Source organism: Cohnella nanjingensis, from assembly GCF_014212125.1.
Lineage (GTDB): Bacteria > Bacillota > Bacilli > Paenibacillales > Paenibacillaceae > Cohnella > Cohnella nanjingensis.
This window is the reverse complement of the sequence record NZ_JACJVP010000029.1, coordinates 42067-65157: the sequence shown is the minus strand read 5'-3', so window position 1 is coordinate 65157 and position 23091 is coordinate 42067. Positions and strand designations below refer to the sequence as shown.

32 protein-coding genes, 1 pseudogene and 1 riboswitch are annotated in these 23091 nt (G+C 56.0%); of the genes and pseudogenes, 6 read left to right on the top strand and 27 right to left on the bottom strand.

Going from position 1 to position 23091, the window contains the following annotated elements:
* Positions 1-19: 19 nt before the first annotated feature.
* From H7C19_RS18115 to H7C19_RS18050, 15 genes are all read right to left on the bottom strand, one after another.
* The gene (locus H7C19_RS18115) at positions 20-550 is read right to left on the bottom strand and encodes a DNA cytosine methyltransferase (protein ID WP_185144092.1); all 531 of its coding nucleotides are present in this window, start codon (positions 548-550) and stop codon (positions 20-22) included.
* Positions 551-646: 96 nt separating this feature from the next.
* On the bottom strand, positions 647-826 hold the full coding sequence (locus tag H7C19_RS18110) for a hypothetical protein (protein ID WP_185144090.1): 180 nt from the start codon (positions 824-826) through the stop codon (positions 647-649).
* A gap of 324 nt (positions 827-1150) precedes the next feature.
* Entirely contained in the window at positions 1151-1477 is a 327-nt protein-coding gene (locus tag H7C19_RS18105) for a hypothetical protein (RefSeq protein ID WP_185144088.1), read from the bottom strand.
* Between the two features lie 20 nt (positions 1478-1497).
* Complete coding sequence (locus tag H7C19_RS18100) at positions 1498-1887, bottom strand: single-stranded DNA-binding protein (RefSeq protein ID WP_185144087.1); 390 nt, start codon at positions 1885-1887, stop codon at positions 1498-1500.
* Entirely contained in the window at positions 1888-2496 is a 609-nt protein-coding gene (locus tag H7C19_RS18095) for an ERF family protein (RefSeq protein ID WP_246469588.1), read from the bottom strand.
* The gene (locus H7C19_RS34360) at positions 2465-2749 is read right to left on the bottom strand and encodes a hypothetical protein (protein WP_221469330.1); all 285 of its coding nucleotides are present in this window, start codon (positions 2747-2749) and stop codon (positions 2465-2467) included. Before H7C19_RS34360 ends, H7C19_RS18095 begins: the two co-directional genes overlap by 32 nt.
* Positions 2750-2902: 153 nt before the next feature.
* A complete protein-coding gene (locus tag H7C19_RS18090; protein ID WP_185144084.1) occupies positions 2903-3049 on the bottom strand; it encodes a hypothetical protein in 147 nt (48 codons plus the stop codon).
* A 92-nt stretch (positions 3050-3141) separates the two neighbouring features.
* Positions 3142-3498: a hypothetical protein gene (locus tag H7C19_RS18085; RefSeq protein ID WP_185144082.1), complete on the bottom strand. Its 357-nt coding sequence runs from the start codon at positions 3496-3498 to the stop codon at positions 3142-3144.
* Between the two features lie 152 nt (positions 3499-3650).
* Positions 3651-4166 carry an HNH endonuclease gene (locus tag H7C19_RS35500; RefSeq protein ID WP_185144081.1) on the bottom strand — a complete coding sequence of 172 codons (516 nt, stop codon included), beginning with the start codon at positions 4164-4166 and terminating at the stop codon, positions 3651-3653.
* Between the two features lie 9 nt (positions 4167-4175).
* Positions 4176-4328 (bottom strand): hypothetical protein, encoded by a 153-nt coding sequence (locus H7C19_RS18075; protein ID WP_185144079.1) that lies wholly within the window; start codon positions 4326-4328, stop codon positions 4176-4178.
* Positions 4325-4507, bottom strand: a complete 183-nt coding sequence (locus H7C19_RS18070) for a hypothetical protein (protein ID WP_185144077.1) — start codon at positions 4505-4507, stop codon at positions 4325-4327. Before H7C19_RS18070 ends, H7C19_RS18075 begins: the two co-directional genes overlap by 4 nt.
* 66 nt (positions 4508-4573) lie before the next feature.
* Positions 4574-4723, bottom strand: coding sequence for a hypothetical protein (locus H7C19_RS18065; RefSeq protein ID WP_185144075.1), 150 nt, complete (start codon positions 4721-4723; stop codon positions 4574-4576).
* A 32-nt stretch (positions 4724-4755) separates the two neighbouring features.
* Entirely contained in the window at positions 4756-4926 is a 171-nt protein-coding gene (locus tag H7C19_RS18060; protein ID WP_185144073.1) for a hypothetical protein, read from the bottom strand.
* Between the two features lie 140 nt (positions 4927-5066).
* A complete protein-coding gene (locus H7C19_RS18055) occupies positions 5067-5831 on the bottom strand; it encodes a phage antirepressor (protein WP_185144071.1) in 765 nt (254 codons plus the stop codon).
* Between the two features lie 65 nt (positions 5832-5896).
* Complete coding sequence (locus tag H7C19_RS18050) at positions 5897-6136, bottom strand: helix-turn-helix domain-containing protein (protein ID WP_185144069.1); 240 nt, start codon at positions 6134-6136, stop codon at positions 5897-5899.
* A gap of 149 nt (positions 6137-6285) precedes the next feature.
* Between H7C19_RS18050 and H7C19_RS18045 the strand changes: the two genes are divergently transcribed.
* From H7C19_RS18045 to H7C19_RS18030, 4 genes and pseudogenes are all read left to right on the top strand, one after another.
* On the top strand, positions 6286-6657 hold the full coding sequence (locus tag H7C19_RS18045) for a helix-turn-helix domain-containing protein (protein ID WP_185144067.1): 372 nt from the start codon (positions 6286-6288) through the stop codon (positions 6655-6657).
* 168 nt (positions 6658-6825) lie between these two features.
* A complete protein-coding gene (locus tag H7C19_RS18040) occupies positions 6826-7041 on the top strand; it encodes a helix-turn-helix transcriptional regulator (RefSeq protein WP_185144065.1) in 216 nt (71 codons plus the stop codon).
* A gap of 648 nt (positions 7042-7689) precedes the next feature.
* Positions 7690-8328 carry an outer membrane protein assembly factor BamD gene (locus tag H7C19_RS18035; protein WP_185144063.1) on the top strand — a complete coding sequence of 213 codons (639 nt, stop codon included), beginning with the start codon at positions 7690-7692 and terminating at the stop codon, positions 8326-8328.
* Between the two features lie 236 nt (positions 8329-8564).
* Positions 8565-9551 (top strand): annotated as a pseudogene (locus H7C19_RS18030) (recombinase family protein); the annotation flags it as partial.
* A gap of 279 nt (positions 9552-9830) precedes the next feature.
* On the opposite strand, the gene H7C19_RS35285 reads toward H7C19_RS18030, so the two are convergent.
* The 9 genes from H7C19_RS35285 to uptA form a co-directional block, all read right to left on the bottom strand.
* Positions 9831-10376, bottom strand: a complete 546-nt coding sequence (locus H7C19_RS35285) for a CpaE/TadZ family protein (RefSeq protein WP_281384896.1) — start codon at positions 10374-10376, stop codon at positions 9831-9833.
* The gene (locus H7C19_RS18025; protein ID WP_185144061.1) at positions 10373-11092 is read right to left on the bottom strand and encodes an SAF domain-containing protein; all 720 of its coding nucleotides are present in this window, start codon (positions 11090-11092) and stop codon (positions 10373-10375) included. The genes H7C19_RS35285 and H7C19_RS18025 overlap by 4 nt, the downstream gene beginning before the upstream one ends.
* A 420-nt stretch (positions 11093-11512) precedes the next feature.
* On the bottom strand, positions 11513-12397 hold the full coding sequence (locus tag H7C19_RS18020) for an ABC transporter permease (protein ID WP_185144060.1): 885 nt from the start codon (positions 12395-12397) through the stop codon (positions 11513-11515).
* Positions 12394-13353, bottom strand: coding sequence for an ABC transporter ATP-binding protein (locus H7C19_RS18015; protein WP_185144059.1), 960 nt, complete (start codon positions 13351-13353; stop codon positions 12394-12396). The genes H7C19_RS18020 and H7C19_RS18015 overlap by 4 nt, the downstream gene beginning before the upstream one ends.
* Positions 13350-14495: a hypothetical protein gene (locus tag H7C19_RS18010; RefSeq protein WP_185144058.1), complete on the bottom strand. Its 1146-nt coding sequence runs from the start codon at positions 14493-14495 to the stop codon at positions 13350-13352. The genes H7C19_RS18015 and H7C19_RS18010 overlap by 4 nt, the downstream gene beginning before the upstream one ends.
* Positions 14496-14524: 29 nt before the next feature.
* Positions 14525-15043, bottom strand: a complete 519-nt coding sequence (locus H7C19_RS18005) for a sigma-70 family RNA polymerase sigma factor (protein WP_185144057.1) — start codon at positions 15041-15043, stop codon at positions 14525-14527.
* A 685-nt stretch (positions 15044-15728) separates the two neighbouring features.
* Entirely contained in the window at positions 15729-16358 is a 630-nt protein-coding gene (locus tag H7C19_RS18000) for an MBL fold metallo-hydrolase (RefSeq protein WP_185144056.1), read from the bottom strand.
* 13 nt (positions 16359-16371) lie between these two features.
* Entirely contained in the window at positions 16372-16938 is a 567-nt protein-coding gene (locus H7C19_RS17995) for a thioredoxin family protein (protein ID WP_185144055.1), read from the bottom strand.
* A gap of 99 nt (positions 16939-17037) precedes the next feature.
* Positions 17038-17646, bottom strand: coding sequence for an undecaprenyl phosphate transporter UptA (gene uptA, locus H7C19_RS17990; protein WP_185144203.1), 609 nt, complete (start codon positions 17644-17646; stop codon positions 17038-17040).
* Between the two features lie 209 nt (positions 17647-17855).
* Between uptA and H7C19_RS17985 the strand changes: the two genes are divergently transcribed.
* Both H7C19_RS17985 and H7C19_RS17980 read left to right on the top strand, forming a co-directional pair.
* Entirely contained in the window at positions 17856-18305 is a 450-nt protein-coding gene (locus H7C19_RS17985; protein ID WP_185144054.1) for a cupredoxin domain-containing protein, read from the top strand.
* A 180-nt stretch (positions 18306-18485) separates the two neighbouring features.
* The gene (locus H7C19_RS17980; protein WP_185144053.1) at positions 18486-18797 is read left to right on the top strand and encodes a dehydrogenase; all 312 of its coding nucleotides are present in this window, start codon (positions 18486-18488) and stop codon (positions 18795-18797) included.
* A 92-nt stretch (positions 18798-18889) separates the two neighbouring features.
* Here H7C19_RS17980 and H7C19_RS17975 read toward each other — a convergent pair whose 3' ends face one another.
* From H7C19_RS17975 to H7C19_RS17965, 3 genes are all read right to left on the bottom strand, one after another.
* Positions 18890-21199, bottom strand: coding sequence for an O-antigen ligase family protein (locus H7C19_RS17975; protein WP_221469318.1), 2310 nt, complete (start codon positions 21197-21199; stop codon positions 18890-18892).
* Positions 21200-21400: 201 nt separating this feature from the next.
* Positions 21401-22114 carry a PilZ domain-containing protein gene (locus tag H7C19_RS17970; protein WP_185144051.1) on the bottom strand — a complete coding sequence of 238 codons (714 nt, stop codon included), beginning with the start codon at positions 22112-22114 and terminating at the stop codon, positions 21401-21403.
* A 114-nt stretch (positions 22115-22228) separates the two neighbouring features.
* A riboswitch (cyclic di-GMP riboswitch) is annotated at positions 22229-22316 on the bottom strand.
* An 83-nt stretch (positions 22317-22399) separates the two neighbouring features.
* Positions 22400-23089 (bottom strand): GGDEF domain-containing protein, encoded by a 690-nt coding sequence (locus H7C19_RS17965; protein WP_185144050.1) that lies wholly within the window; start codon positions 23087-23089, stop codon positions 22400-22402.
* Between the last annotated feature and the right edge of the window lie 2 nt (positions 23090-23091).

Below are 23091 nucleotides of genomic sequence, written 5' to 3'. Positions count from 1 at the left end.
TCGCTGATAACCACCGAACTCATTCAACCACCTCATGTTCTTCCGTATTCATTCTGATGCTGTTAAGGTTGGCCACAACGAATACCCTGTCTCTTCTGTGAAAGGCTCCGACAGCTGCAGATGGAATAACAAACGATTGCCAGGTGTAGCCGTGACGCTCCAAGTCAGCAAGCACGCCATCGAGGCCCAATGTGATGTTTCCAGCAACATTTTCGCGCAATACCCAGCGGGGTCTGATGGTTTCCAGTAAGCGGTCAACCTCTGGCCAGAGGAAACGGTCATCATCCTCGCCTTTACGCTCCCCGGATTGACTGTAAGGCTGGCAAGGGTCTCCTGAGAGAATAATGTCAATTGGCCCGATTCCATCCGCGTCTAACCTCTCTTTCGTTAAAGTGCATACGTCGTCGTATATGGGAACGTGCGGCCAGTGTTTACGCAATACTTTCTGCGGGAATGGCTCTCGCTCGCAAAATGCTACCGTCTCTATTCCGGCCCATTCACAGGCCAGGTCGATTCCGCCTATACCGCTAAATAGACTTAGTGCTTTCATAGTCACCGCCTATCCGATCTCTGAATGCTGCTAGACCCTGTACGGCCTCCGCTTCGCTATGCTTATTCGGTCGAGTCGGAGGCCTGTGGCCAAAACTTAAAGTCCGTAATTCTCGCCGAAATCTCCAAGATACTCCTGGACAAATTCTTCTAATTGCTCAAGAAAGTCATGGTCTTCGTGCATTTGTTCCGCTACAGAATAAGCAACATCCGCATCCATACCGATATTTCCAAGGATAAATTTAATGGATTCTCTCATAGCAAGTCTTGGATTCATTTTTCCATTCTCCTTAAGCGCCATCAGCGCTGATTAATTTGTGGAATGCTGCTAGCCATTCTCTCCCTGGCTTTCCGCTCTCGTCGGCAAATTTGTGGCAAGAGGCGCACAAATGAGCCAGATCCCGAACGGTAGTCTTATGTTCAAGTTGTGGACGTCTGGTGAGGTGCGCCCTCTGTGTTGCACGCTGCCGGTGACACCGTTCGCAAACGTGGCCGGAGCGCTCGTATAATTCTTCTGTGACACTTGCGGATATTTCACCTTTCTTGCGCTGGGTCATCTTGCCTCGGCGGTTGTTGCGGAGTTGGTAGGCTTTGGTGTACATCATGCGGACTCCTGAATACGGAGGATGGATTGGAGGGCGCTCAGGGATGCTTTGAGTGCGGCGCAAGCTTCTGTAGCTGCCTTGAACTTCACTTCCGTTGCATCCCGCTGGAACAGGAGATCCGATACGTTACCGCGTGCTATATCGGGGATCAGCGTCGCACTCATTCCCTCAGACTTTAGCGTCAGGATTTCCTGCGACAATCTCATCCGGTACACTCGCTCTGCCTCCGCCTTCTCAGCGCCGAGTTTAAACATCGCGTCTGCGGCCTTCTGGAGGCGCGTGGAGACGGTTCGTATCTCATCTGATAGTTGGATATGGTCCATGGTCTAGCGCCTCCTGTAGGTCAAAATGGAAGGTCGTCATCATCGATTGGCGGTGGAGTAGAGTGGCGCCCTTCCGTCTGGTTCTGCGATCCTTGCTGTTTAGGCTCCAGGAACTCGATGCGATCAACGAGGACTTCGCTAACCCAAACCTTGCGGCCCTCATTGTTGTCGTAACTCCGTACCTGCAGCCGTCCTTCTACAGCGAACCGGTGACCTTTCTTGATATAGTTCGCGCATGTTTCTGCCGTCTGCTTGAAGGCTACGAGGTTGATGAAGTCCGCTTCTTTCTCCTTGCCCTGCGATACTTGACGATCTACCGCGATAACGCCGTTAGCGATTCCCGTCCCGGTCCCGGTGTAGCGCAGCTCCCAATCCTTTGCCGCTCGTCCGATCAGCACTATGCGATTCATCTAGGCACTCTCCTTGGTTCGTTCAAGTAGTTTTTTTGCAAGCAGTTCATTCATCTGCTCATTGGTCACACCGTTGTTCTTCTGCTTCATGTGCCAATCGTTGAAACCATCCAGGCTGCCGGCGAGCGTCTGCCATTTTGCTTGCAATGCAGGGAGTTTCTTCGCATCCTCCGCCGCTCTTTTGGACTTCTCCAACTCATGCTGTTCGTCTAGCGATGCGCTCGATACTTTGTCTGGATCATCGCCGGTCGGTATTGCAAACGTCCGGAGTAGAAGGTATTTGTACGAATACGTCATCGCTTTGCCGACACCCTTATCCTGGCTGTCCGCGCCGGTTCCGCTGGATGCCAGCAGTTCAAATTGTCCGGTCTCGATGTCAACGATCTTGTATTGCGTATCAACGATGCTCAGATATCCCTTAAGGATATTCTCCTTGTCCCGCAGCTCGTTTCTGCAGTGTGTCTGTGCGACCGGGAGGATGACTAATCCATGCGTGATAAGGGACTCTCTGACGATTTGCGTAACTTTTTCCTCCGACATCGCTTTATATGATCCGCTCGAGCCGGTTGAAACTTTGTCATCCTTCTGCAGGTACTGGATGTCCTTCATGACAGCGCTGATCTTCTGGTAAAGATTCCGCGTCTCGCTCATCCTCGTTCACCTCGTATGTGATAGTCACTTTAACGGGCTTGTACATCGCAACGTCTGGCGGCTTGTAGAAGCCGTTGATGAATGTCTCGTAGTCTGCTATGGTGTAGAACCTAGCCGCCGCAGAAACGGAGCTGGCAGGCTCATAGCGCACGTTGACGGGCACTCCATCGATCCGCATGATGATGAAGGCTTGTTTGACTTCCCTTACCATGGGATCTCGTCTATACTGGGATTGAGAAGGCTTTGTTTGGTCTCCGTTGGCGCGGAGGCTTTTTCTTTTTGGTACAGGACCGGGTATAGCTCTATGAACACCTCCAACTCCCGGCCTGTCATCCCGCGCATTTCTGCCCATGTGGCGGCGAGGTCATCCATTGGATTCACCGCCCTTAGAGTCTCGCAGCGCCTTGTATTCCTTCGTGAGATCTCTCACTATCATGCGGAGGGTTGAGCGCAATGCTTTCCCTTCTTTGGCGTAAGCATTCATCTTTGCGAGTTGTTCATCCGTTAGCATCTCGTTTTCTCCTCACTTCCCTGGCGTATTGTTTGGCGTAAACCCACCTTAGCGGAATGTTGTTGGTCAGACGTGCTAGGCGTAGGTAGACGTTATTGCTCATGCCTACTCCTGTAATATGCCGACTTCCATGCTTCAACTTCGTTTCTCAACTGTTCATTTTCTGCTTGGATATCCTGATTTAATTGGTCAATTATGAGGTCCTTGTTATCTTCAAAAATGTGCTGCCGGAAACGTTTTCCCGCACTTCCATACATCGAATCTGCACCGAAAGTGCCCGCGATATAATCCATTGCTCTGTAATAAACATTGCTGTCCAAATCGGATTCAGCATGTGGGAGGTATTCACCAACAACGTCATCCAATATGTTCTTTGCGATCTGGTGGAATGATTCGGTGAATCTCTTGAAAATATCTTCATGTGTCAATCCCGGTTTAAGTTGATGCATGCTTACGCCTCCTGCCGGACTACCGGCCTCATGAGCTGTAGCGTTCTGTTGCGCTTGACTACTTTCCCGGAGCACTCTACGCAGAGCTTGGTGGTTAGGCTGTACACGGTTGTTTTATGGCGGCACTCTTTCATGTGATCCTGTACACCTCCTTAAAAATCAATTAGACTTCTTCTTCCATTTTCTGCTGCTACAGACGCTTCATGAATGTCATCGTAAAATCCAAAGTAGTAAACTTTTCCGCTCTTTTTGATAGCGGCTTGCCAGCGTGATCTTGTATTGTTCCAATAGACATTTCTGAGTCCGCTTTTGCTATGTCTTGTAACTCCTTTTCTGTTTAATTGATTCTCTGAATTTGAAACTATTCGAAGATTGACAGACCGCCTATTATCCAACCCGTTGTGGTTAATGTGATCGATCATAAACCCTGTAGGTTGATTCATTAGGAACCTATGCATTGAAATTGTTGACTTAATCTTTCCTTTGAAAATACATCCGCGAGCATAACATCCATTGTTTTTTAAATCGCAATGCGCATGCCACGTTCCTTTGTATGTGTTTAATAATTCAATGTCAGCGGAATCAACCAATGCTTCCATTACGGTTCCGTCTTTTCGCTTCAAAAAAATTACAGCAACATCGCCATGAATTTCGTATTTGTTTTTCACAACATCACCTCAAGTATTGCGATAAATTTCTTCTGCCTCTTCCTCTGTACGCTCGTCCATCATGTCAACCATCATGCTTTCCAAGGTGTGTATATCATGGATGCTCCAATCTAGCTTTTTAGCCGCCAGAATCATGTATCCAATTGCCGCTGCGTTCGTCATGCTGCATCATCCTCCTTGTTGCCGGATCGATACCATTCCAGGTCAGCCATTAGGCTGTCATACTCGCTGCTAGCGCCCGTCAGATGGGCGTCAATCGCCTCCATGATCTCGTTCAGGGCGTTGGTCCCCTTCATCTTCTGCGCCTCGTATAAACGCGTCAGGAGCTTCTCAAGGTTCATGCTGCGTCACCGCCTCTCGGGATCGGGTTACGTACCTTCTGGCTGCGTACCGTGCGGGGATTGCGGTTATTCATCGTCTTCTTCCTCCTCCCAGAGATCCATGCGTTTGAGCAGTTCCATTTCCTCGATCGTGCGATAACGACGGTACTGATTGTTGATAGGCCTGTCCTGCGGGTCCGGTAAGCCTTGGGCGAAGCGATCAAAGTGGCTCGACATTGGTCTATTCCTCCTTCAGCAACTTCATGGGGTCAGTCGTGCTCACTATCTTGTCCTTGAAGTCGCCGTGTTTGTAGAGGCCCAGTAATGGCATGGCTTGTCCTCCTTTTTTTCACCTCTATCTTGGCAAGGATTTTGTAGATGTTCTTTTGAGCGGATTTGTTAAGCTGATCAAGGCTCGTGACCTGATTAGGCTTGTCCATGCTCGTCCTCCCGTTCGTTAAGCTCCTTTCTTCTCATTCTCTCGTTTTGCCTTTCTTTTAGCTCCGTTTGCGATAATCTTGTTGACGGTGTCCTGTACGTCTTGGGGAAATTCTTTCAAGCTTTTTGGAGTGTACATGTGTTACGCTCCCTTCTCTTGTTCAACCTCTTTGAGGAGACGATTGATGATGTACTCTTGGCCTTTAACAGTTACTTTCGGTGTCTGATAATCACGCGTGCCGTCCGGATGGGAATATACGCCTTTCTTGATTTCAAATAAGCCCATTTCCATCGCGCGTTGTGTCGGTTCGTTTCGATGTTGGAGGAACATGCCCCATTCACGGAGACGTCGGAACAGACGACGTTCGCCGATCATCACTCCTTGTTTGCTGGCAAGCTTGGCAACTTCACGCACCAATATGCTGCGGTCGCTGGTCATGCATGTTTCGGCAAAATTGACTTTGGGCCGATCGGTCTCGATGATTCTGGCTAGCTGAGCATTTTCGGCTGTTACTCGCTCGTTCTCTTCTACTTTGTCAGCCAGTAGCCGGAGTGCTTCGCCGAAGGATTGAGGCAAATGTTGCTGAATGCTGTAACTTCCAGTCTTGCGGATTGATGGAATTACTTCTGAGGTGATCCACTTGCGGAAGGCTTTGGCTTCGGGCTTGCGACTTTCGAGGATTACATCGTAAAGGCCGTCTTCGTTGATGACGCTCGTCATTTGTGTTCTGCCAAGCGAGTCGGGGATGACCTCATTTGAAATGACCCCATCGTCCAGCCTCGTTTTTACTTGACTCGGGTTACCGATCTCAAGCACCTCGCAAACATCCTTGAGAACGAACCACGGTTCACCGTCCTTGCTGACTACACGAACTTCGTTTCCGTTGAAATTGAACAATTGATTCACAATAATTCACCTCCGGGTTAATTAAAGGAATTTATCACGCTGCGTCGAATCTAATATTTTTGTGATCATGCTGACGTCTTACTCTCTACGTGTAACTTTTGTTCAAAAAAAACCTTGTCCTCCTGGAGTTCGCTTACTTCAACTCCAAGAATATCAGCAACAATAACGGCATCTTCGAAACTAAGCCGGTTTCTTCCCATCTCGATATTCGCGTATCCACTCGGATGCTTGAAACCCAATCTCTTAGAGATGTACGTTTGGCTGATGCCTTTTTGCAGCCGCAATTGTCGCAATTTAGAAAGCATATTCTCACCTCGATTACTCGTAATGTGTAACTCATATTTGAAGAATATCATACACGTGAAGTGTAAGTCAACACTTCTTGTGTAACTAAATATATTTTACGTGTAACAGTGGTAAAATAGTACCGTGCCAATCTGGAGGTGATTTGCGAGTGTCTGTATTAGGAGATCGATTAAAGTTAGAACGAGAAAAACGTGGATGGACAAAAAAGTATGTATCAGAAAAACTGGGATTTAAGCGTGTCAGCACATATGCGAATTATGAGTATGGTATACGAGATCCAGACACAGACATGCTTGTAAAAATGGCTCAACTGTACGAGACATCGATTGATTATCTAAAAGGAATTTCAAATGCAAGGGAAAACAGAGATGCCATTGACGAATTGAACCAAGACATAGACATAAAAAATGTTAATGACATCATCCAGAAGTACACATTGAAAATTGACGGACGAGTCATGACGGAGGAAGAAGCTAGGGGTTTTTTGGCTTTTGTGAGGGCGAATCGCTCAATAGATTGAGCCATTTCTCGTACAATCCATAACGTATCAGAAACTCAATCACTTCAACCTCTTTCTTCATTTTATTCATGTCTCCACCGTCCTGTTTTGTCATTGTTCTTATTTTATACGAACGAACGTTCGCATAACAAGACCTATTTTACCATATTGGCAAAAGGAGCTGCATCGATGCGGGTTACCCCCGGTCGTTGCCTGCTTCGTCAACTGCTAAAAGATAAAGGGGTTTCCCAGTCATGGCTAGCTGATCAGACCGGATTAACCGAACAGAAAATATCCAACTATATTACCGGTCATGCCAAGATGGGATATTCGACAGCAGTATCGATCGCGCTTACCTTGGGTGTTCATGCAGAAGACCTGTACGAACATATCAAGGAGCATTGACGACAGGCTAGGAGGGAATTTCACCTCCCGACCTGGAGTAGACTAACCGAAATCGATTAGTCTGAAGCGCATCAATTGTCGATAATGTAAGTATATAGATGATTAAAAAATATTAATGTCGATCTATGTCGAAATAATCTTACAGTTTAGGGGGGTCAAACTGTACTTGACATGCTATTTTATGCGGCCTCTCGGGGAAACGGTAATTATTGACAAATCGACAAATTGAATTATGAGCACGTTTAGGTCCCTCTTTTTAACCTTTACCCTCCTCCGATTAATCAAGTGCGACCTATCTATAAACTCGAATCCGTGAGGTCGTAGCCCCCTTCCTAGATCCGATAGTGTCAATAACGGAGTAAATGAACCATAAGAGGTATGGTATACAGGGGATAAATCCGCATTTTTCTTAAACCTGACCAGATTTACATAATTAACATCACTCAACCGGTAATACTCGATTTCTTTTGTATCGATGTTGAGTCCGATCATCTGCAATTCCATCAACCGCCTATCTTGGTGTTACCCTTTATCGTACTAAAGCGGTTTTGGAGATTCTACATGAAAAATATGGATACCTAAGAATTCTTATGATATTTTTAAACAAATAAGTTTTTAGAATCGATGCGATGGGAGATCTTTTGTCTAATGAAGAAGATGATACTAGTTCTGTTGACAGCGGCATTTTTGGTGCTGATTTCCGGGTGCGGAAAAAGTGACTTCGATAAATACATGGATCAAGGAAAAGAGCAACTGCGTCTTGAGGAATTTGATGAGGCGTTAAAGAGTTTTGACAACGCCTTGATTGAAGAACCTACGAATAAAGATGCAAAAGCACTTTATGATCGTGCTAAAAAATCGTTTGACGACTTTAATGAGAAAAAGAATATTGAAGAAACAAATAAACAAATGCATTTAGAAATTGATCAATATTATAAGAATAGAGTAGATATTTACAACAAGATAAAAGAACACTTAGATCCACTTGACGCAAAAAACTTTTCTATTGGTGTATTCAAACGAATGGAACTTCAACAGGTATTTGAGGGATTATCGAATAGGATGGATGCAATCAATATTGATGCAACTACAACATCTCCTGTAGAATCAATCAAAGCCGAACTTGATGGAAAGTTAACGAATTCTATTTCAAATGTTTTGGCTGCTTTAAGCAGATCGGAGAGTCAACCAGAAAGCAAATATAACGGAGTCTATCTCAAATTTGCTAATGACAGTTTGGTTGAATGGAATAATGAAGTTCAAAAATACAAAAATATGGCCCCTTAACCGGGGGCTTTTCTTTTGCCCGTATCAAGAACGTAAAATGTAGTTATCGCGGTGCCGATCGACTCACCGTTTTTGTGACAGGAAAAGGCCTTGAGCCCTTTATTAGCAAGGATTTGCGGGTGGCGACCGACATTTCTCATTCCTCCTGAAACTGAGGTCTGTATAATACCTCTGTTCGTCTCTTGGGGGTTTTCTTATGCCCACTAAACCGCGTAGAATGGAAGTGAGGTGATATCATGCGGGTAGCCTGTTACTTACGAGTCAGTACACTAGATCAGGTTCAGGGATATTCTTTAGACATGCAGCGTGAACGCCTAGAAGCCTATTGTAAGGCTCAGGGATGGGTGGACTACACATTCTATATGGATGATGGCGAAAGCGCTACAAACCTCGATAGACCAGGTATGAGAAGGCTTATTCGACATATCGAGGAAAAGAAGCTTGATGTCGCGATCGTCCTGAAACTGGATCGCCTATCTCGGAAGCAGAAAGACGTTCTTTATCTATTGGAGGATGTATTCGAAAAGCATGGCGTATCTTTTGTTTCGGCTACTGAGCCATTCAATACCAGTACACCATTAGGGAAGGCCATGATCGGTGTCCTGGCGGTGTTCGCGCAGCTCGAACGCGATATGATTGTGGAACGTACGGTAGGCGGAAAATTGCAACGAATACGCGGCGGCAAGTGGCATGGAGGGCATGCGCCATTCGGATACCAGTGGCACGAATCCGGCGACTTCTTGGAGATGGTACCCGATGAAGCAGATACGGTAATAGAGATATTCAGACGATTTATAGATGGTGATTCTTATAGCGAGCTTTCTAGATGGGCACAGGAAAAACACCCTTCACATACATTCGAGGCAAGCATTATTAAAAGAATCATCAGCAGACCGGCCTATGCAGGGAAAATGTTATATTCCGGAACGATGTATGAAAGCACTACGGAGCCAATCGTCGATGCAAAGACATGGGAAGACTCACGAAGAGAGTTAAAGCGCAGAAATGACGGTCTCCCTCCGCGTGGAGATTACTTGCTAACGGGCCTATGCCGATGTAGTCTATGCGGTTCATCCGTGGTACACGAAACTAAGCAGCACAAGAATAAAAAGACCGGCAAGGTATATTACAAAGACTATATATGTTGTAAGGCACAAAAGTTCAAGCCGTATAGCTGCACCATGGGTTATCATCGGCGTATAGAGGTTGAAGATTATATCGTCCATAAGATTAAAACAATATCATCCGATGACAACGACGTACAAAATCAATTAGGAACTAAAAGCGACAACAATGAGGAAATTATACACGCTCTCAAATCGCGAATAAAGGCAGCGGATTCAGGACTAGAAAACCTAATGGAAGCAATCCAGATTGGAGCTGTCAAAGCATCTTCCGTTGCGAAACGGATAAAGGATTTAGAAGAGGAAAAAGAAGCTGCTGAAAAGAGTCTAGAAGAGATTAAAGATAGTTCACCAGCAAACAATGAATCAGTTGACGTATCATTCATTCGAGAAATTGGAGACGTATGGGATGAACTGACAGAAGAAGAACAGAAGATCATTCTTCGAAAAATCGTATTGTATGTGAAAATCAATCCCAGGGGAACAGAACCAGAAATTACATGGAATTTGTCCACATAAACTCTCGCTGACTTCCGCCACGGTCAGATCGAATGCCTCCCGAGAGGCGTCTAGCAGGCGCGTCACCTGATCCGGCTCGTAGTATTCGGCCTGGTCGCGAGCCAGATTGCCGAACAAGACGTGCAGACCGTTCAGCCGCGTCGGCGCAAACGCATACTGCCTCAGCTTGTCGCCGGTCAGCGTGCCCGCCTTCAGTTCCGGCCGGAGGCCGTCCAGCGTGATCTCGGGCTTGTCGATCCCCAAGTACAAATGCGTCTTGGCGCTCTTCAAGTTCAGGCAGAGAAAGCCCACCCGCTTGCCGGTGACCGAGGCGAGGCGGAACGCCGTCCCGAACGCCGCTAGCGACGTGCCGATATTCGGCGTCGAACCGGCGAAGGTCACTAACGTACCGGTCCGCGCGCTCATGGCGTCTTCCCCCCTTCGGCCGCGTCGAACGTGGAGGCGTCGAACGCGATGACCAGCTTGGCGGCTCCGCCCTTGCAGGCGTTGTCCAGCTCCAGCCATTGCGCTTCGGTCAAGTTCAAGTTAATGGCGTCGATGCTGCCGTTCGCATCGCGGCGCGAGGCGTACATCCGTTCCTTGTCGCCCTCGGCGAGCGAGAGGAGGTTGGAGTTCTTCGGATTGTCGATCTCCTGATTGGAGGCCGTCTTGACCGCCGCGATGACGACGGGGGAGGGGAAGAGCCTGCGAGAGACATTCGCCTCCGCGGACAAGTAGACGACGACGCGGTCGCCTGCCCGAATGCCGTTCGATACGGACTTCACGTACTCCCGCGGAATCTGGAACGTCGCCTCTCCCGGCCGGGGAAGCAGACGGAACTTGTCGAGCTTCCACTTCAGCAACGGTTCGTTGCTGCCGAGCGGCGCGTATGCTTCCAGGCCGACGGCTTCCTCCACCCGGGTGAACATCTCGCCCGTTACCGCGCCGCGCGGGACGGACACGGTCGTGAGCATCCCCCTGTCCAGCGCGGTCCCCGCCGGCACGAACTGTCTCGGCACGACGACGCGCTCCGTCTCCTCCAGCCGGATGTGCCTCAGCTGCAGCAGATACACCCCGTACACGAGCAGTCCGGATAGGACGGCAGCCGATAGGCTAATGGTCAATTGCCTCTTGCGGTTCACCTGATCGCCTCCTCTTGGAAATAAAAAAGAACGCAAGCGGAGAGAGCGTTCGCTCTCTATCGCCTGCGTTCTTCGCAGCCGTAGCTAAAATATGTAAGTTGCTGGTATGGCCCATATTAGCAGATGCTACCAGCGTTGTAAAGCATTAATTTCCAAAATGCGACAGGGTTAGACGAACGCCGCCAGGCGCCTTAAAGTCCGCGTGCCGGACGATGACCGCCATAAACTTGACGTAACGGACTCCCGCCCGCCGGACGATCCCCCACAAACTTCGCTGTGTCCGCCGCGCGCCGCGCCTTAGATGACCGCCGTAACATCGCGCATTGGTCGCCTGCCTCGCCGGGAAGATGGAGCCTCCCTCTAGAGCGCAGCCCGCTCCCTCCTCCCGCAAGCATGGAAAAGGCTATTTGCCCCCGACTGCTAGAGGTCTTTGCGTTCGAACCGCCATAAGCCGAGCCCTAACGCGGCCAGGCCGTAGATGCCGGCATAAACGACGAAGGACGCCGACGGCACCTGGCCGAAAGCGAATTGGTTCATCGGATTGGCTCCCACCGGCATGAGACTGCCGAGAGAGCCGTAATCGAACAAGACCGCCAGCATCTTGCCCTGCAGCCCGTCGACGGGCATGACCAGCGCGATCAGGCCGGAAATCTTCGACAGCGGCGCCAGGACGACGGCGCCGAGCGGCATCTGTCCGCCGAGCTTCTCGATCATGCCCCCCAGCCAGCCGGCGCCGTACAGCATCGTCATGAAGACGCCGTTGCCGAGCGCGGAGAGGAAGCCCGAACCCAGCATCGAGACGGCCGCGAGGATCGGAACCGGCATGGCGAACAGCAGAAACGCCTCCGCAAGCGAGACGGCGTCGCGGGGAACGGACGCATGCCATTGCGTAATGCCAAGAATGGCGACGTACAGCAAGAACGCGTACAACACGCCCATCGTCACATAACCGAGCCACCGGCCCAGATACCACTGCCAGCGGGGCACGGGCCGGGGGAGCATCGCCTGCAGCACCCCTTGCTCCGCTTCGCCGGCGATCGCGGAGAAGGAGCTGAAGATCGACAGAAACGCCACGACGAAGGCGCCGAAAAAGTACCCGAGCGTAAGTAGGAACGCGCCGCGCGCGAACCGCTCCATCAACGCCTCCCCGCCGTTCGGGTCGAGGCCCGCAATGCTGCCCGCGGATCCGATCGTCTGCGCGATAAACCAGAAGGCGACCAGAAAGGCAAGCGTCAAAAGCAGGGTGAGCAAGACGACGCGCTTGCGCAGCATCTCTCGCCAGGTCATGCCGAAGATCACCGTCATTCCCGTTCCCCCCTGTGGTTCAATCCCGCGACGGCGTTCGCGAACCAGGATTCCAGCCGCTCCGATCGAGGACCGGCCTCGTACAGCGTCAAGCCCTGTTCGACGATCAGCGCGTTCAGCCAGCCGGCTTGCTCCTCGTTCGCCAGATCTGCCTCCAGCCATACGGCGCCATCCCGGTCCGATCCCGCGTCCGGGGGGATACCTACCGGCAGTCCGCTCTCTTCCCGCAACCAGCCGAGCGCCGCGTCCGAGAATCCGCCCACCTTGAATCGCCATCGGAGTCGCTGCTGCAGGACGTCCGCCACGCGGCCATGGCGAAGGATGCGCCCGTCGTTCATGAGCGCGATCCGGTCGCAGACCGCCTCCACGTCTTCCAGAAGGTGCGAGTTCAGGAAGACGGTCTTGCCTTGCGCCTTAAGCCGCTCCAGCAGCCGGCGCACCTCCATCCGTCCGATCGGATCGAGCGCCGAGGAAGGCTCGTCCAGAAACACGATCGGCGGGTCCCCCACCAGCGCGCAGGCGAGCCCCAGACGCTGCTGCATGCCTTTGGAATAATGCTTGACCCGATCCCTGCCCCTAAGCCCGATGCCGACGTCCTCGAGCAGACGCGGAACGCGGCGGTCGGCGGCCTGGCGGTCCACGCCGCATAGCCGGGCATGGAGACGCACGACCTCCTCGCCGGTCAGCCACTCCTGGTAGCGGTACAGTTCAGGCAAATAACCGATGAGCCGCTTCGATGGAAGCGACCCGATCGGTTGGCCCAGCAGCGTTCCCTTGCCGCTCGTCGGCATGACGAGACCCACCATCATCTTGACGAAGGTGCTCTTGCCGGCGCCGTTGGGGCCGAGGAAGCCAAAGGCTTCCCCCGCCTCCACGGCAATCGTGACGTCGCGGCAGCCGCGGCCGTTGCCGAATTGCTTGGTCAGTCCGTCCGCGACGATCGCCGCTTCGCTCATGCGCCCAACCACTCCTTCAGCTTGCCGTCGAACGCTTCTTCGGTGTCGTAATCCCGGCCGCCTTCGAACGTGAGCATTTGGCCGTCCTTCACCCAGGTCGCTTGATACTGCGTCTGATCGCCGTAGACGACTTTCTGTACGATGACTTTGACGCCTCCGATCTCCCGCTGCACGGCGCCTTGGCCCGCGAACACCGGCATCGGGATATCGCCCGACAAGATGCGGCTCTGCTGCAAAGATTGTTTGAGCCGGCTCGGCAGGAGCGGGAAGTCCAGCACCGCGTCCAGCGCTTGCTTCACGTCGATCGAAGGATCGACGGTGACGACGGGGACGTTCATCTGCCGCAATTCGGCAGCTCCCTTGCCCGGCAGCCGGTACGAGACCGCCTCCGGAATCGACAGCGTGATCGGCTTGCCGTCGACGGCCGGGGAGAGCAGCTTTTTCGCGCCCAGCCGCTTCAGCGCCTCATTGATTGGCGCCACATTCAGCGAGAACGTCACCCGTTGCGAAGCGGAGACGTAAGCGGATTGCCGGCCCTGCGCGGTCCCGCTGCCGCTCAACTCCGCTTCCAGCCCTTGCGGCAACCCCGGATAGCCGAGGAGCCGCGCCGCTTCCTTCGGTTCGTACGATCCGCTGATCGTTCCGTTCGTGCTTGCGAAGCTGCCGAACCGGTTGATGCTCTCGCGCGTCTGTCCGTCGCTTACGAACTGATTGAACAGTTGCTGCAGGTCGTCCTCGTTCACGACGGTCACGTCCTGCATCCGGAATTGCGCCAGAATCGAGGCCAGCGCCCGGTCTCCCGCCGGCGTGGCTAGCAGGGCGCCGAACAGCACGCCCGCGGCGGCGAGCGCCGCCCATTTGCGTCGGCCGCGCGGCGGCCGCGATAATCTGCGCGGCGGCGACTCGAGCCCCGGGGGCTGAATCGCTGCGGGCGCTTCCGCCTGTTCGGCATGCGGCGCAGAGGCGGACGCTTCGTCGATCGTCGCCGCCCGCGGGCGGCTCTTCGCAACAAGCGCGTCCGCCTCGGACCAGACGGCCCAATTCGGGTGCATCGGCTCGCCGGCCGACCGCGACTGGAACTTCGCCCAGGCGTCGTCCGTCCGCTGCTTCTCCTCTCTGGCATGAAGCGATTCGTTCGTCATGGCAGATCCTCCTTGTCGAAATGCGAGATTTATTCCGTTTGCGCCAGCCGTTTGCCCGCGCTTTGTCTGAGTTTGAGGGAAGCCCGGTGGAGCAGCGTCCCGACCAGGGGCGGACGCAGGTTCAGCTCCTCGGCAATCTCGGCGTAGCTGTACCCCGAGTAGCGGAGCATGAGCGCCTGCCTGTCCCGCTCCGGCAGCTCCTCAAGCCATTCCCGGACCTCTTCCTGGTCCAGGCGGCGGAGCAGAACTTCTTCGCCGGAAGGCGGGTTCGGCGTCTCATCGAGCAGCGTCTCTTGCTTGGCGAGCAGCCGCCGCTCCCTGACTTTCTTGTCCATATAGTCATATCCGATCCGCGTGAGCACCCGATGGAGCCAAGCGCCGATCGCGCCCGACTCTTCCGGCGGATTGCGGTAGAGCCGCAGGAACACTTCCTGGGCCAGATCGTCGGCGGCCGCTTCATCGCGCACCAAGGCGGCAAGCTTGCGCCTCACGGACGAATAGTGTTCATAGAATACTTGGCGAAACATTTCGGATTCCGGATGATCCAAAGGGATTTGCCTCCTTTCCGCTGCAGCTATTAGGAAGACGAACGTGCCCGGCTTTTTGTATCCAGTCTAACGCATTTCGCGCAAAAAAATAAAACGCCGATGTGGTCGGAAGTTGAGGGCGAGGGTGATAGCCGGTTTCGGCGGGTATTTCCCACGGTTTGGGGCTCGTTGAGGCGGAGTTAACCGGTTTCGGCGGGTATCACCCACGGTTTGAGGCTCACTGAAGGCGCAGATAGCCGGTTTCGGCGGGTATCGCCCACGGTTTGAGGCTCACTGAGGCGCAGATAGCCGGTTTCGGCGGGTATCTCCCACGGTTTGAGGCTCGTTTAAGGGGAAATAACAGGTTTCGGCGGGTATTTCCCACGGTTTGGGGCTCATTGAAGGGAAGATAACCGGTTTCGGCGGGTATCTCCCACGGTTTGAGGCTCGTTTAAGGGGAGATAACAGGTTTCGACGGGTATCTCCCACGGTTTGAGGTTAGTTGAGGTGTATAACCGGCTTTAGCGGTTATTCAGTCCCAATCGCAATTGCCCCTAACGATACTTTTACCGCTAAAGCGACCCGCCACGCCCTTTATACGCCTATAACGATATTTTCTATCGTTACAGCGACGGGCCCACCATCACGCTCCGGCAAATAAAGCTCCCCCGCCGAACCCGGCGGGGGAGCATTCATCAGACGTTTATTAAGCTTTGACATAAGGGTTGTCCGTCTTCTCTTCGCCGATCGTCGTCTCCGGCCCGTGTCCGGGCAGCACGATCGTGTCGTCCGGAAGGACGTACAGCTTGTCCCGGATCGCCCGCTCCAACGCGGCGGGATTGCCGCCCGGCAGATCGGTGCGGCCGACGGACCGCCGGAACAGCGCGTCGCCCGCGAACAGCAGGTCGCCGCAACGCAGGCTGACGCTGCCCGGCGAGTGACCCGGCGTGTGCAGCACTTCGAACGTCTCTCCGAGCAGTTCGAGCCGCTGCCCGTCCTCGAGGAACCGATCCGGCGGCGACGTCGCGACCGGACCGGTCACGTCCGTCCAGCGGGCGGAGCCGTTCTTCGCCGCGTCGCCGAGCCAATCCTTCTCCAGCGCGTGCAGATAGACCGGGCAGCCGAAGCGCTGGCGCAGCTCGTCCACCCCGCCGATATGATCGAAGTGGGCGTGCGTCAGCACGATCGCTTCGACCTTCAGCCCCTCCAGGCGGCGCAGCAGCGTGGCGTCCGGCGTACCGGGATCGATGACGACGGCGCGCGTGCGGCCCGCGTCGATCAGCACGTACGCGTTCGTCTGCAGCGCCCCCAGCGTGAATCGTTGAAAGGTCAGCATTCGTCCACCGACCTCACGCGCGCTCGAGAATGTCTTGCAGTTCCCAGAGAATGACAGGCGTATAATCGGAGGCATCGCCATACTGCTGTACGATCTCCCGGCGCGCCGCGGCCATGTTGTCTTCATAGGTCGGCGCTTCGCGGTCCGGGTTCGCTTCCTTGAACGCGACCATGACGTCCTGCACGTGCTGCGGACGGGGTCCCCACTTGCCCAGCAGGTGGCCGCCCGTATCCGTGAACAGCACGATCGGAATGGAGCGTCCCCCCAGGGTCAGGTGCTGGTCGAGCAGGTCGTAGTGCTGCTCGATGATCATCACCTCGGTCGCGATGCCTGCCGTCTCCAGCGCGCGGAAGATGACCGGCACGCTACGGAGCGCATCCCCGCACCAATCGGCCGTGATGATCATGCTGCGCAGATCGTCGCGGTTGTTCAGCGACTCGAAAAATTCGCGCAGCTTGTCGTCCGGCCACGCGAATTGCTCGTAATTCGCGGCGAACGCTTCTTTGTTTTTCTCCATGCCGTCCATGAATTGGCGCGGCGAGATGCCTTGATTTAATTTGTGCCCCAGTTGCTGGCTCATCCCAATCCCTCTTTTCTTCCCGGCGTATGTGCCTTGGACCTAACTCTTTTCTATTGTAACAAATGCCAAAGGCGTCTCCAAGCGGAGACGCCTCGCGAATTACGCCGATTTGCCGCGACGGCGCACGATTTGGTAGACAATATAGAGAATCAGCAGCGCGACCGCGATCAAGATGATCGGTTGTACGTACGGGGCCGCCTTATGGTTGATCTGTTCCCAGTTGTCCCCGAGCGAATTCCCCAGCCAGACGAAGAGAATGGACCACGGAATCGATGCGATCACCGTCAGCACCGTGAAGTGCCAGAAGTTCATGCGCGCCATGCCTGCCGGAATCGAGACGACTTGGCGCATGACCGGCACGAATCGTCCGGTGAAGACGATGGCGGGTCCGTATTTCTGGAACCAGCCTTCCGCGATGTCGACGTGCTTCGATTTGAGATGCAAGTATTTGCCGAATCGGTCCACGACGGGCCGTCCGCCGAATCTGCCGATGGCATAGAGCAACCACTGCTGAAGGATCGCGCCGATCGTCCCGCACAGGACCGCGCCCCAGAACGTAATGTCGCCCTTGGAGACGAGATAGCCGCCGTAACCCAGCACGATCTCGCTCGGAATGACTTCGATGGCTAGACCGATAATGATGCCGAAGTACCCAAGGCTCTCAATCCACTGCAACAACTGGGACAACCACTCGTGAATCGTATCCATCATCCTATCGTACCTGCTCTCTTTATCCGATTTGCGCCTTGCGGCTGGCCGTGGCCGGATGTCCAAACCGTCTCTATTCTAGCATAGACCGGCGCGCCGATTCTACTCGAATCTCCCGGCACCGGCGAGCGCAGGCTTGTCATGCCGGGACGGGCCGGCGCATAGACTCTTGATAGAGCTAAGACAAAGCCGAAGAGGAGCGAACGGATATGAGCAAAGTCATGTTCATCAGCAAAAGAAGGATCCAGTGGTATATCGTCGCGGCGGCGCTCGTGGTGCTTGGAGGCGCGTATATTGGATGGCAACGGACGCAAGCCGCTACGGCGCCGATCTCCGCGGAGACGCAGGTATATCAGCTCGTCACGGGCGAATTCACTTCGACGACCGAGAACGGCAAGCAGCTCGAGGCTTACGTCTTTGCGCCGGATACGCTCGTCGTCAAAAAAGGACAGCCCGTCGAGCTCCGGATCACGGGCGTCAGCGGCCAATCCCATCCGTTCTCGATCGAAGGACTCGGCGTTCAGGGGACGGTCAACAAAGGCAAGACGACCGTGGTCCGCTTCACCGCGGAGCAAGCCGGCACCTACCCTATCATCTGCGAAACGCACAACGATCCGAAGACCGGAATCCCGATGGTCGGCTATATCGTCGTTCAATAAGCCATCGAATAACGGCTTCCGTCCTCGAAAGAGGACTACGCGTTTGTATCGGAGGTCATACGGAATTGAATAGGCGTGAAATTCATAAATGCTGTATGACAAGGGAAGCGGTCAGCCGCCGCCTCCGCAGGTGACCTCCCCATCCTCTCCCGCATAATCTAAAGCGGGAGAGGATGGCTTATGAAGATGGGGAAAGAGAAGCACGCCTCGCCGCTGCCGAATCCGCGCGGTATTCGCAGAGCCTGCTCTAACGAGCTGTATCGCACGGCGAAGCGGCTCAAAACGTACGTCTCCGCCGACCAGATGAAGCAGGCCGAGGAGCTGTACGTGCGGCGGGTCATCTCCAACCTGCTGTGGATCCACGATCACCGGAGCGACCGCAAGAAGCTGGCGGACTGGTGGGAGACGGAGCTGAGCGGCGAGATCGCCGCGCTCTGGAACGTGGACCGGGAGCGGCTCGTCCAAGCGTTCCGGGACGCGTTCGGCGGGTAGCTTCATCGCGCGGGAAGACAGCAAGGCCCCATGCAGCGGCGTAGCCGTCCGTAAGGGGCCTTGCTTGATGTTGCGGCGCGCGGGCAATCCCCCTATTTCACGGCAGCCTCGGCTGAAACCCCCATTGTCTTCAGCAGCGACGCGGCCTCTTCCTTCCAGTCGCCGTCGTCCGCGGCGACGACCTCGCGCAGCAGCGGCACCGCCTTGTCTTCCATGCCCAATCGGCCGTACGCCTTGGCGGCATTGACCTTCGCGGAAGCGAACAAAGCCGTCGCGTGCCACGGGTTCGTCCTCCCCGCATACAAGCGCGCGTACAGATCGCGGTATCGTTCGAAGAAGCCGACGGCGGCGTCCGCGGCGGCGCGCCCGCCCTCGCGGTCCCCTCCGTCGTCGAGACGCTCCGAGAGGCGCATCAGACGAGCGATGACCGCATCCTGCGCATCGCGGTTGAACCGGCTCAGGCGGATCGCCTCGCGCAAGTAACGGTGCGCGGGCTCGACCTCTCCCAGATCGATATATGCCATGCCGAGTTCGTACTGAATGGCCGCGGACTGCGGCTCGTACCGCAAGCCGACCGTCAGTAGGTTCGCCCGCTCCTTCGGCGGCAGGAGCGCCCCCAGTTGGAGACGAGCCGAGCTCCAAGCCGGGTTCGCCTCCAGCGCTTTGCGCCAGTACGCGATCCGCAAGGCGTCGCTCTGCGCGGCGTAGGCGGCCTTGTCGGCGTGCGCGGCCGCCGCGTACCCCCAGGCGACAGGCGCCGTCGCGACCGCGACCGCGATCAGCAGCAGCGCCGGAACCGCGCCTGCCGCCCGGCTGGCGCGGCTGCGCCGGTCGGCGGCGGCTTCTCCGGCTTCGCCGGCGCGCTTGCGCTGCTGCCGATCGTCGGTCTCAGCCGGTGCGGCAGCGTGTTCGGCCCCCTCGCGCGCGAGGGCGTCATCTGCCTCCGCCGCCGTGGCCGCTAACGGCGCAGCGGCGCCGGATGCCCCGCCTGCCTGCTGCGGATGGGACAGCTGGAGCGCGATCCAATACAGCAGCAGCAGCCAGACGAACGCATAGCCCCAGTCGAAATCGACCGCCGCATGCGCCAGCAGCACGGCGGCGGGTCCCCAGGCCGCGCCCGCGCGCCTGCGCAGCTTCAGGGCATAGCCGATCAGCATCGCGAGCAGCAGCGCCAAGCCGACGATGCCGGTATCGATCAATACTTCCAGATAGCCGCTATGGACCTCGTTGCCGATATAGGGGCTCCTCTGGTAGAGGCCGACCAGCATCCGCCATGCCTCTCCGCCCGCGCCGAACAACGGCCGGTCGGCGAACATGCGCAGCGCGTCCGCGTAGTACAGCTGCCGGGCGGAGGCCGTCTCCAGATGACCTTCAACCCGCGCGCCGCCCGACGCGCCGCCGACCAGGAGCAGGTACGCGGCCGCGAGTCCGATCGCGAATAAGGCCGCGCCGCCCCGCGTCGTAGTCAGTGCGGCGGCCGCCCGGCTGAACCGGCGGCGCCCGTCGCTCGAACCCGCAGCTCCCTCCGCTCCCGGCCTCGGCCGCAGCGCCCAGAGCAGCGTGCCGCCTGCTGCCGCGGCGCCGAGCAGCGTCCAGACCCCTGCGGCCGGCGCGCCGCGCGCCATCGCCGCGAAGGACGCGTGGGCGGCGACCGCCGCCAGCCCGATCGCGATCCCGGCGGCGGCGAGCGCGTAGCCGCGCCGCCCCTTCGGACGGCAGACCCACGAGAGGATGCCGCCGATCGCGATCGCCAGGATCGCCCCCCGCGATTCCGTCAGCAGCAGCGCCGTCACGCTCGGGATGAGCGCGGCGCAGCCGAACGCCGCCGCCGGGCGGCTGCGCGCGTCCAAGAGCTGCCATTGGGCCAGCGCCCACATGCCCAAGACCGCCGCATACGCATTCGGATACTGCAGGAAGCCGGCCAGCCGGGCGCCCGTCGCCGAGAGCGCGGCGTCAGTGGAACGGAAGACGATCTCGGGGTACGCCAGCCAGCCGTACCACCCGGCAAGACCGCCAAGGACGACGGTCAGACCGGCCGCATGAAATGCCGCCAAACCGGCGCTCCGTCTTAACGGCTTGGAGAAGAATAAGCCCGCCAACACCATCCACCCGCCGTACAGCGACCATCGCAGCATGGCGTCCACCGTTCCTTTGACCGAAGCTGGACCGGCGAGATACGACAGCGCATAGGCCAGGACCAGCCCAAAAGGCGCCGCCGACCAGAGCGGCGGGAGACGGCGGGCGCGCAGCCAGACGCCTGCCGCGACGCAGGCCGCGAGCGCGACGACGATCGCCTCCCAACGGTACAGATCGCCGTCGAAGAACATTCCCTTCGTATAAGCAGCCCCCGCCAGCCCGGCGGCGAACGCCAGCGCCCCGATCGCGGCAAGCGCGTAATCCATCCTCACCCGCATGGTCACTCTTTCCCCTCGCCCATTATCCTTCTAGCGTAACGGCTTCATCGCTTCGCCGCAAGGCAAGCGCCGAGGAGCGGCGGGCACGAACGGCGGCTTTGCCCCTCCAATCGTCCGGAGAGCGTCGCCGCGCAACAAAAAGACAGGTCCATCCGGACCTGTCCCTCTCCTCCGCCGAAAGCCGGGCCTTCACCCTTTGAATTTCTTCTGCGCGTTCGCCTCGTTGCGATGCCTGACGAGCGCCTGTACCTGCTGCCGTAACAGGAAAGCGCGCAGTTGTCTCGTCATGTCCGGATCCAGCAGCGTCAGCCTCGTCCCGCAGAACACGCCGTCTTCGGTTCGCTCGCGCCGCATAATCTCCAGGTCGCAGGCAAAGCTGAACCCCACGTTCACGACGGTGCGGAGCAGCGAGCCAGGCTTGAATTCCGGCAGGTCCGGTCCGGCGAACCCGATCCCGCCCACGCTGATATCCTTGATCTGGACTTCCAGCGGCCGGGGCAGCAGCCGCGGCTGTTCATCTTTATCGGCGGATACGTGCGTGATCAGTCCGGTCCCCGATGCCTCGACACGGTAGTGTTCGCGCTTCTCCTGGAACTTCTGATGCAGCGCTGGAGGCTGAATCGTTGCGATCGCGCCTTCGTATTTGGCCAGGACGATCGATTGGAACGATTGGATGCCCGCCGGCGAATAGACGGTCAGCTTCACCGTCTCGCCCAGCTCGAACAATTGATATTCGTGCAGCTCGATCTCTAACAGCTCCCCCTCCACCTGGGTCATGATGCCCGTGGTGACGAAGTTTTTGCGCTCGACGACGGTACGACAGTGCAGCAGCACCTTGAGAGGCGGCAGATCCCGATCTCCTCCAGCCAAACCCTTCTTGCGCAATGCTCCTTCTTGGACCATGCTGCGCATCCACCTTTCTGTCTCCCATGCTCTCGCATTCTCGAATTCTATCTTAAAAAGGCCGCTCCCGATAAGGAAGCAGCCTTCACCAATTCTCATCCCAAGCGGGAAGCTATCGGCGGCCAGGCTGTCATCGTTCTCGCGAACTTTAGACCCTATGGCTTTGCGTCCTTGCCTTTCGACAAGTTTGCCTTTATCGTTGCATCACTATCGCTTCGACACGATTGATTCTACCATATTTTGCGAGCGTGCGTAAGTCCCCAGTCCTAGGACGACGCAAGTCGCCTATGCGTTCAGCCGCTGAGCGGCCTGGGCGGGCGCTTTGGCACGGCGCTTGTTCTCGTACATGTGGCGATCCGCCGCCGCCGCCAGGCATTCCAGCGTCTGCCCGTCCCCCGGGTAGACGGCCGTGCCGAACGAGATCGAGAGCTTCAAGCCCTCCTGCGAGGACAGGCGGTCCAGCTTGTCCGAGATGAGCCGTTCCAGCGAATCCAGCTCATCCCGTTCCGCGTAGGGACAAAGAACCAGGAACTCGTCCCCACCCCAGCGGCCGACGATCTCCCCGCGACGGGTGCAGGAATTCAGGGCATCGGCAAGGCGCAGCAGCGCCAAGTCGCCCGTCATATGACCGTGAACGTCGTTGATCGCCTTGAAGTCGTTCACGTCGATGAGGGCGACGGAGATCCGCTTCTGCGCGCGAGCCGCCCGCTTGGCCAGCTGAGGATAGCACCGGCCGATGAATCCGCGGTTGAAGGCGCCCGTCAAGCTGTCGCGCTCCGCGCGATGCTTCATCCGGTCGTACTGCCTGCCGAGCGACCAGCCCAGCGGATAGAGGATGGTCGCGAACCCCGCACCCACCCATAGGTCGAACGGCGCCGGGACGGTGAAGCCGCGCGATACGGTTAACGTCAGAACGACGGCCGTACAGATGCCGCTCGCCAATGCCATGCCGATCATTCCGCCCGTGTGCGCCAATG

What these genes read in the sequence shown, in the direction of transcription:
- H7C19_RS18050 (WP_185144069.1), bottom strand. Translation starts at nt 6,136, where the DNA reads ATGCTTTCTAAATTGCGACAATTGCGGCTGCAAAAAGGCATCAGCCAA.
- H7C19_RS18075 (WP_185144079.1), bottom strand. Translation starts at nt 4,328, where the DNA reads ATGACGAACGCAGCGGCAATTGGATACATGATTCTGGCGGCTAAAAAG.
- H7C19_RS35285 (WP_281384896.1), bottom strand. Translation starts at nt 10,376, where the DNA reads ATGAGCGCGCGGACCGGTACGTTAGTGACCTTCGCCGGTTCGACGCCG.
- H7C19_RS17980 (WP_185144053.1), top strand. Translation starts at nt 18,486, where the DNA reads ATGAAGATGGGGAAAGAGAAGCACGCCTCGCCGCTGCCGAATCCGCGC.
- H7C19_RS18070 (WP_185144077.1), bottom strand. Translation starts at nt 4,507, where the DNA reads ATGAACCTTGAGAAGCTCCTGACGCGTTTATACGAGGCGCAGAAGATG.
- H7C19_RS18115 (WP_185144092.1), bottom strand. Translation starts at nt 550, where the DNA reads ATGAAAGCACTAAGTCTATTTAGCGGTATAGGCGGAATCGACCTGGCC.
- H7C19_RS18095 (WP_246469588.1), bottom strand. Translation starts at nt 2,496, where the DNA reads ATGAAGGACATCCAGTACCTGCAGAAGGATGACAAAGTTTCAACCGGC.
- H7C19_RS17985 (WP_185144054.1), top strand. Translation starts at nt 17,856, where the DNA reads ATGAGCAAAGTCATGTTCATCAGCAAAAGAAGGATCCAGTGGTATATC.
- H7C19_RS18010 (WP_185144058.1), bottom strand. Translation starts at nt 14,495, where the DNA reads ATGACGAACGAATCGCTTCATGCCAGAGAGGAGAAGCAGCGGACGGAC.
- H7C19_RS18000 (WP_185144056.1), bottom strand. Translation starts at nt 16,358, where the DNA reads ATGCTGACCTTTCAACGATTCACGCTGGGGGCGCTGCAGACGAACGCG.
- H7C19_RS18020 (WP_185144060.1), bottom strand. Translation starts at nt 12,397, where the DNA reads ATGACGGTGATCTTCGGCATGACCTGGCGAGAGATGCTGCGCAAGCGC.
- H7C19_RS18090 (WP_185144084.1), bottom strand. Translation starts at nt 3,049, where the DNA reads ATGCTAACGGATGAACAACTCGCAAAGATGAATGCTTACGCCAAAGAA.
- H7C19_RS18060 (WP_185144073.1), bottom strand. Translation starts at nt 4,926, where the DNA reads ATGGACAAGCCTAATCAGGTCACGAGCCTTGATCAGCTTAACAAATCC.
- H7C19_RS18040 (WP_185144065.1), top strand. Translation starts at nt 6,826, where the DNA reads ATGCGGGTTACCCCCGGTCGTTGCCTGCTTCGTCAACTGCTAAAAGAT.
- uptA (WP_185144203.1), bottom strand. Translation starts at nt 17,646, where the DNA reads ATGGATACGATTCACGAGTGGTTGTCCCAGTTGTTGCAGTGGATTGAG.
- H7C19_RS18100 (WP_185144087.1), bottom strand. Translation starts at nt 1,887, where the DNA reads ATGAATCGCATAGTGCTGATCGGACGAGCGGCAAAGGATTGGGAGCTG.
- H7C19_RS18110 (WP_185144090.1), bottom strand. Translation starts at nt 826, where the DNA reads ATGAATCCAAGACTTGCTATGAGAGAATCCATTAAATTTATCCTTGGA.
- H7C19_RS17970 (WP_185144051.1), bottom strand. Translation starts at nt 22,114, where the DNA reads ATGGTCCAAGAAGGAGCATTGCGCAAGAAGGGTTTGGCTGGAGGAGAT.
- H7C19_RS18105 (WP_185144088.1), bottom strand. Translation starts at nt 1,477, where the DNA reads ATGGACCATATCCAACTATCAGATGAGATACGAACCGTCTCCACGCGC.
- H7C19_RS18035 (WP_185144063.1), top strand. Translation starts at nt 7,690, where the DNA reads ATGAAGAAGATGATACTAGTTCTGTTGACAGCGGCATTTTTGGTGCTG.
- H7C19_RS18065 (WP_185144075.1), bottom strand. Translation starts at nt 4,723, where the DNA reads ATGTCGAGCCACTTTGATCGCTTCGCCCAAGGCTTACCGGACCCGCAG.
- H7C19_RS18015 (WP_185144059.1), bottom strand. Translation starts at nt 13,353, where the DNA reads ATGAGCGAAGCGGCGATCGTCGCGGACGGACTGACCAAGCAATTCGGC.
- H7C19_RS34360 (WP_221469330.1), bottom strand. Translation starts at nt 2,749, where the DNA reads ATGGTAAGGGAAGTCAAACAAGCCTTCATCATCATGCGGATCGATGGA.
- H7C19_RS17995 (WP_185144055.1), bottom strand. Translation starts at nt 16,938, where the DNA reads ATGAGCCAGCAACTGGGGCACAAATTAAATCAAGGCATCTCGCCGCGC.
- H7C19_RS18085 (WP_185144082.1), bottom strand. Translation starts at nt 3,498, where the DNA reads ATGCATCAACTTAAACCGGGATTGACACATGAAGATATTTTCAAGAGA.
- H7C19_RS17975 (WP_221469318.1), bottom strand. Translation starts at nt 21,199, where the DNA reads ATGGATTACGCGCTTGCCGCGATCGGGGCGCTGGCGTTCGCCGCCGGG.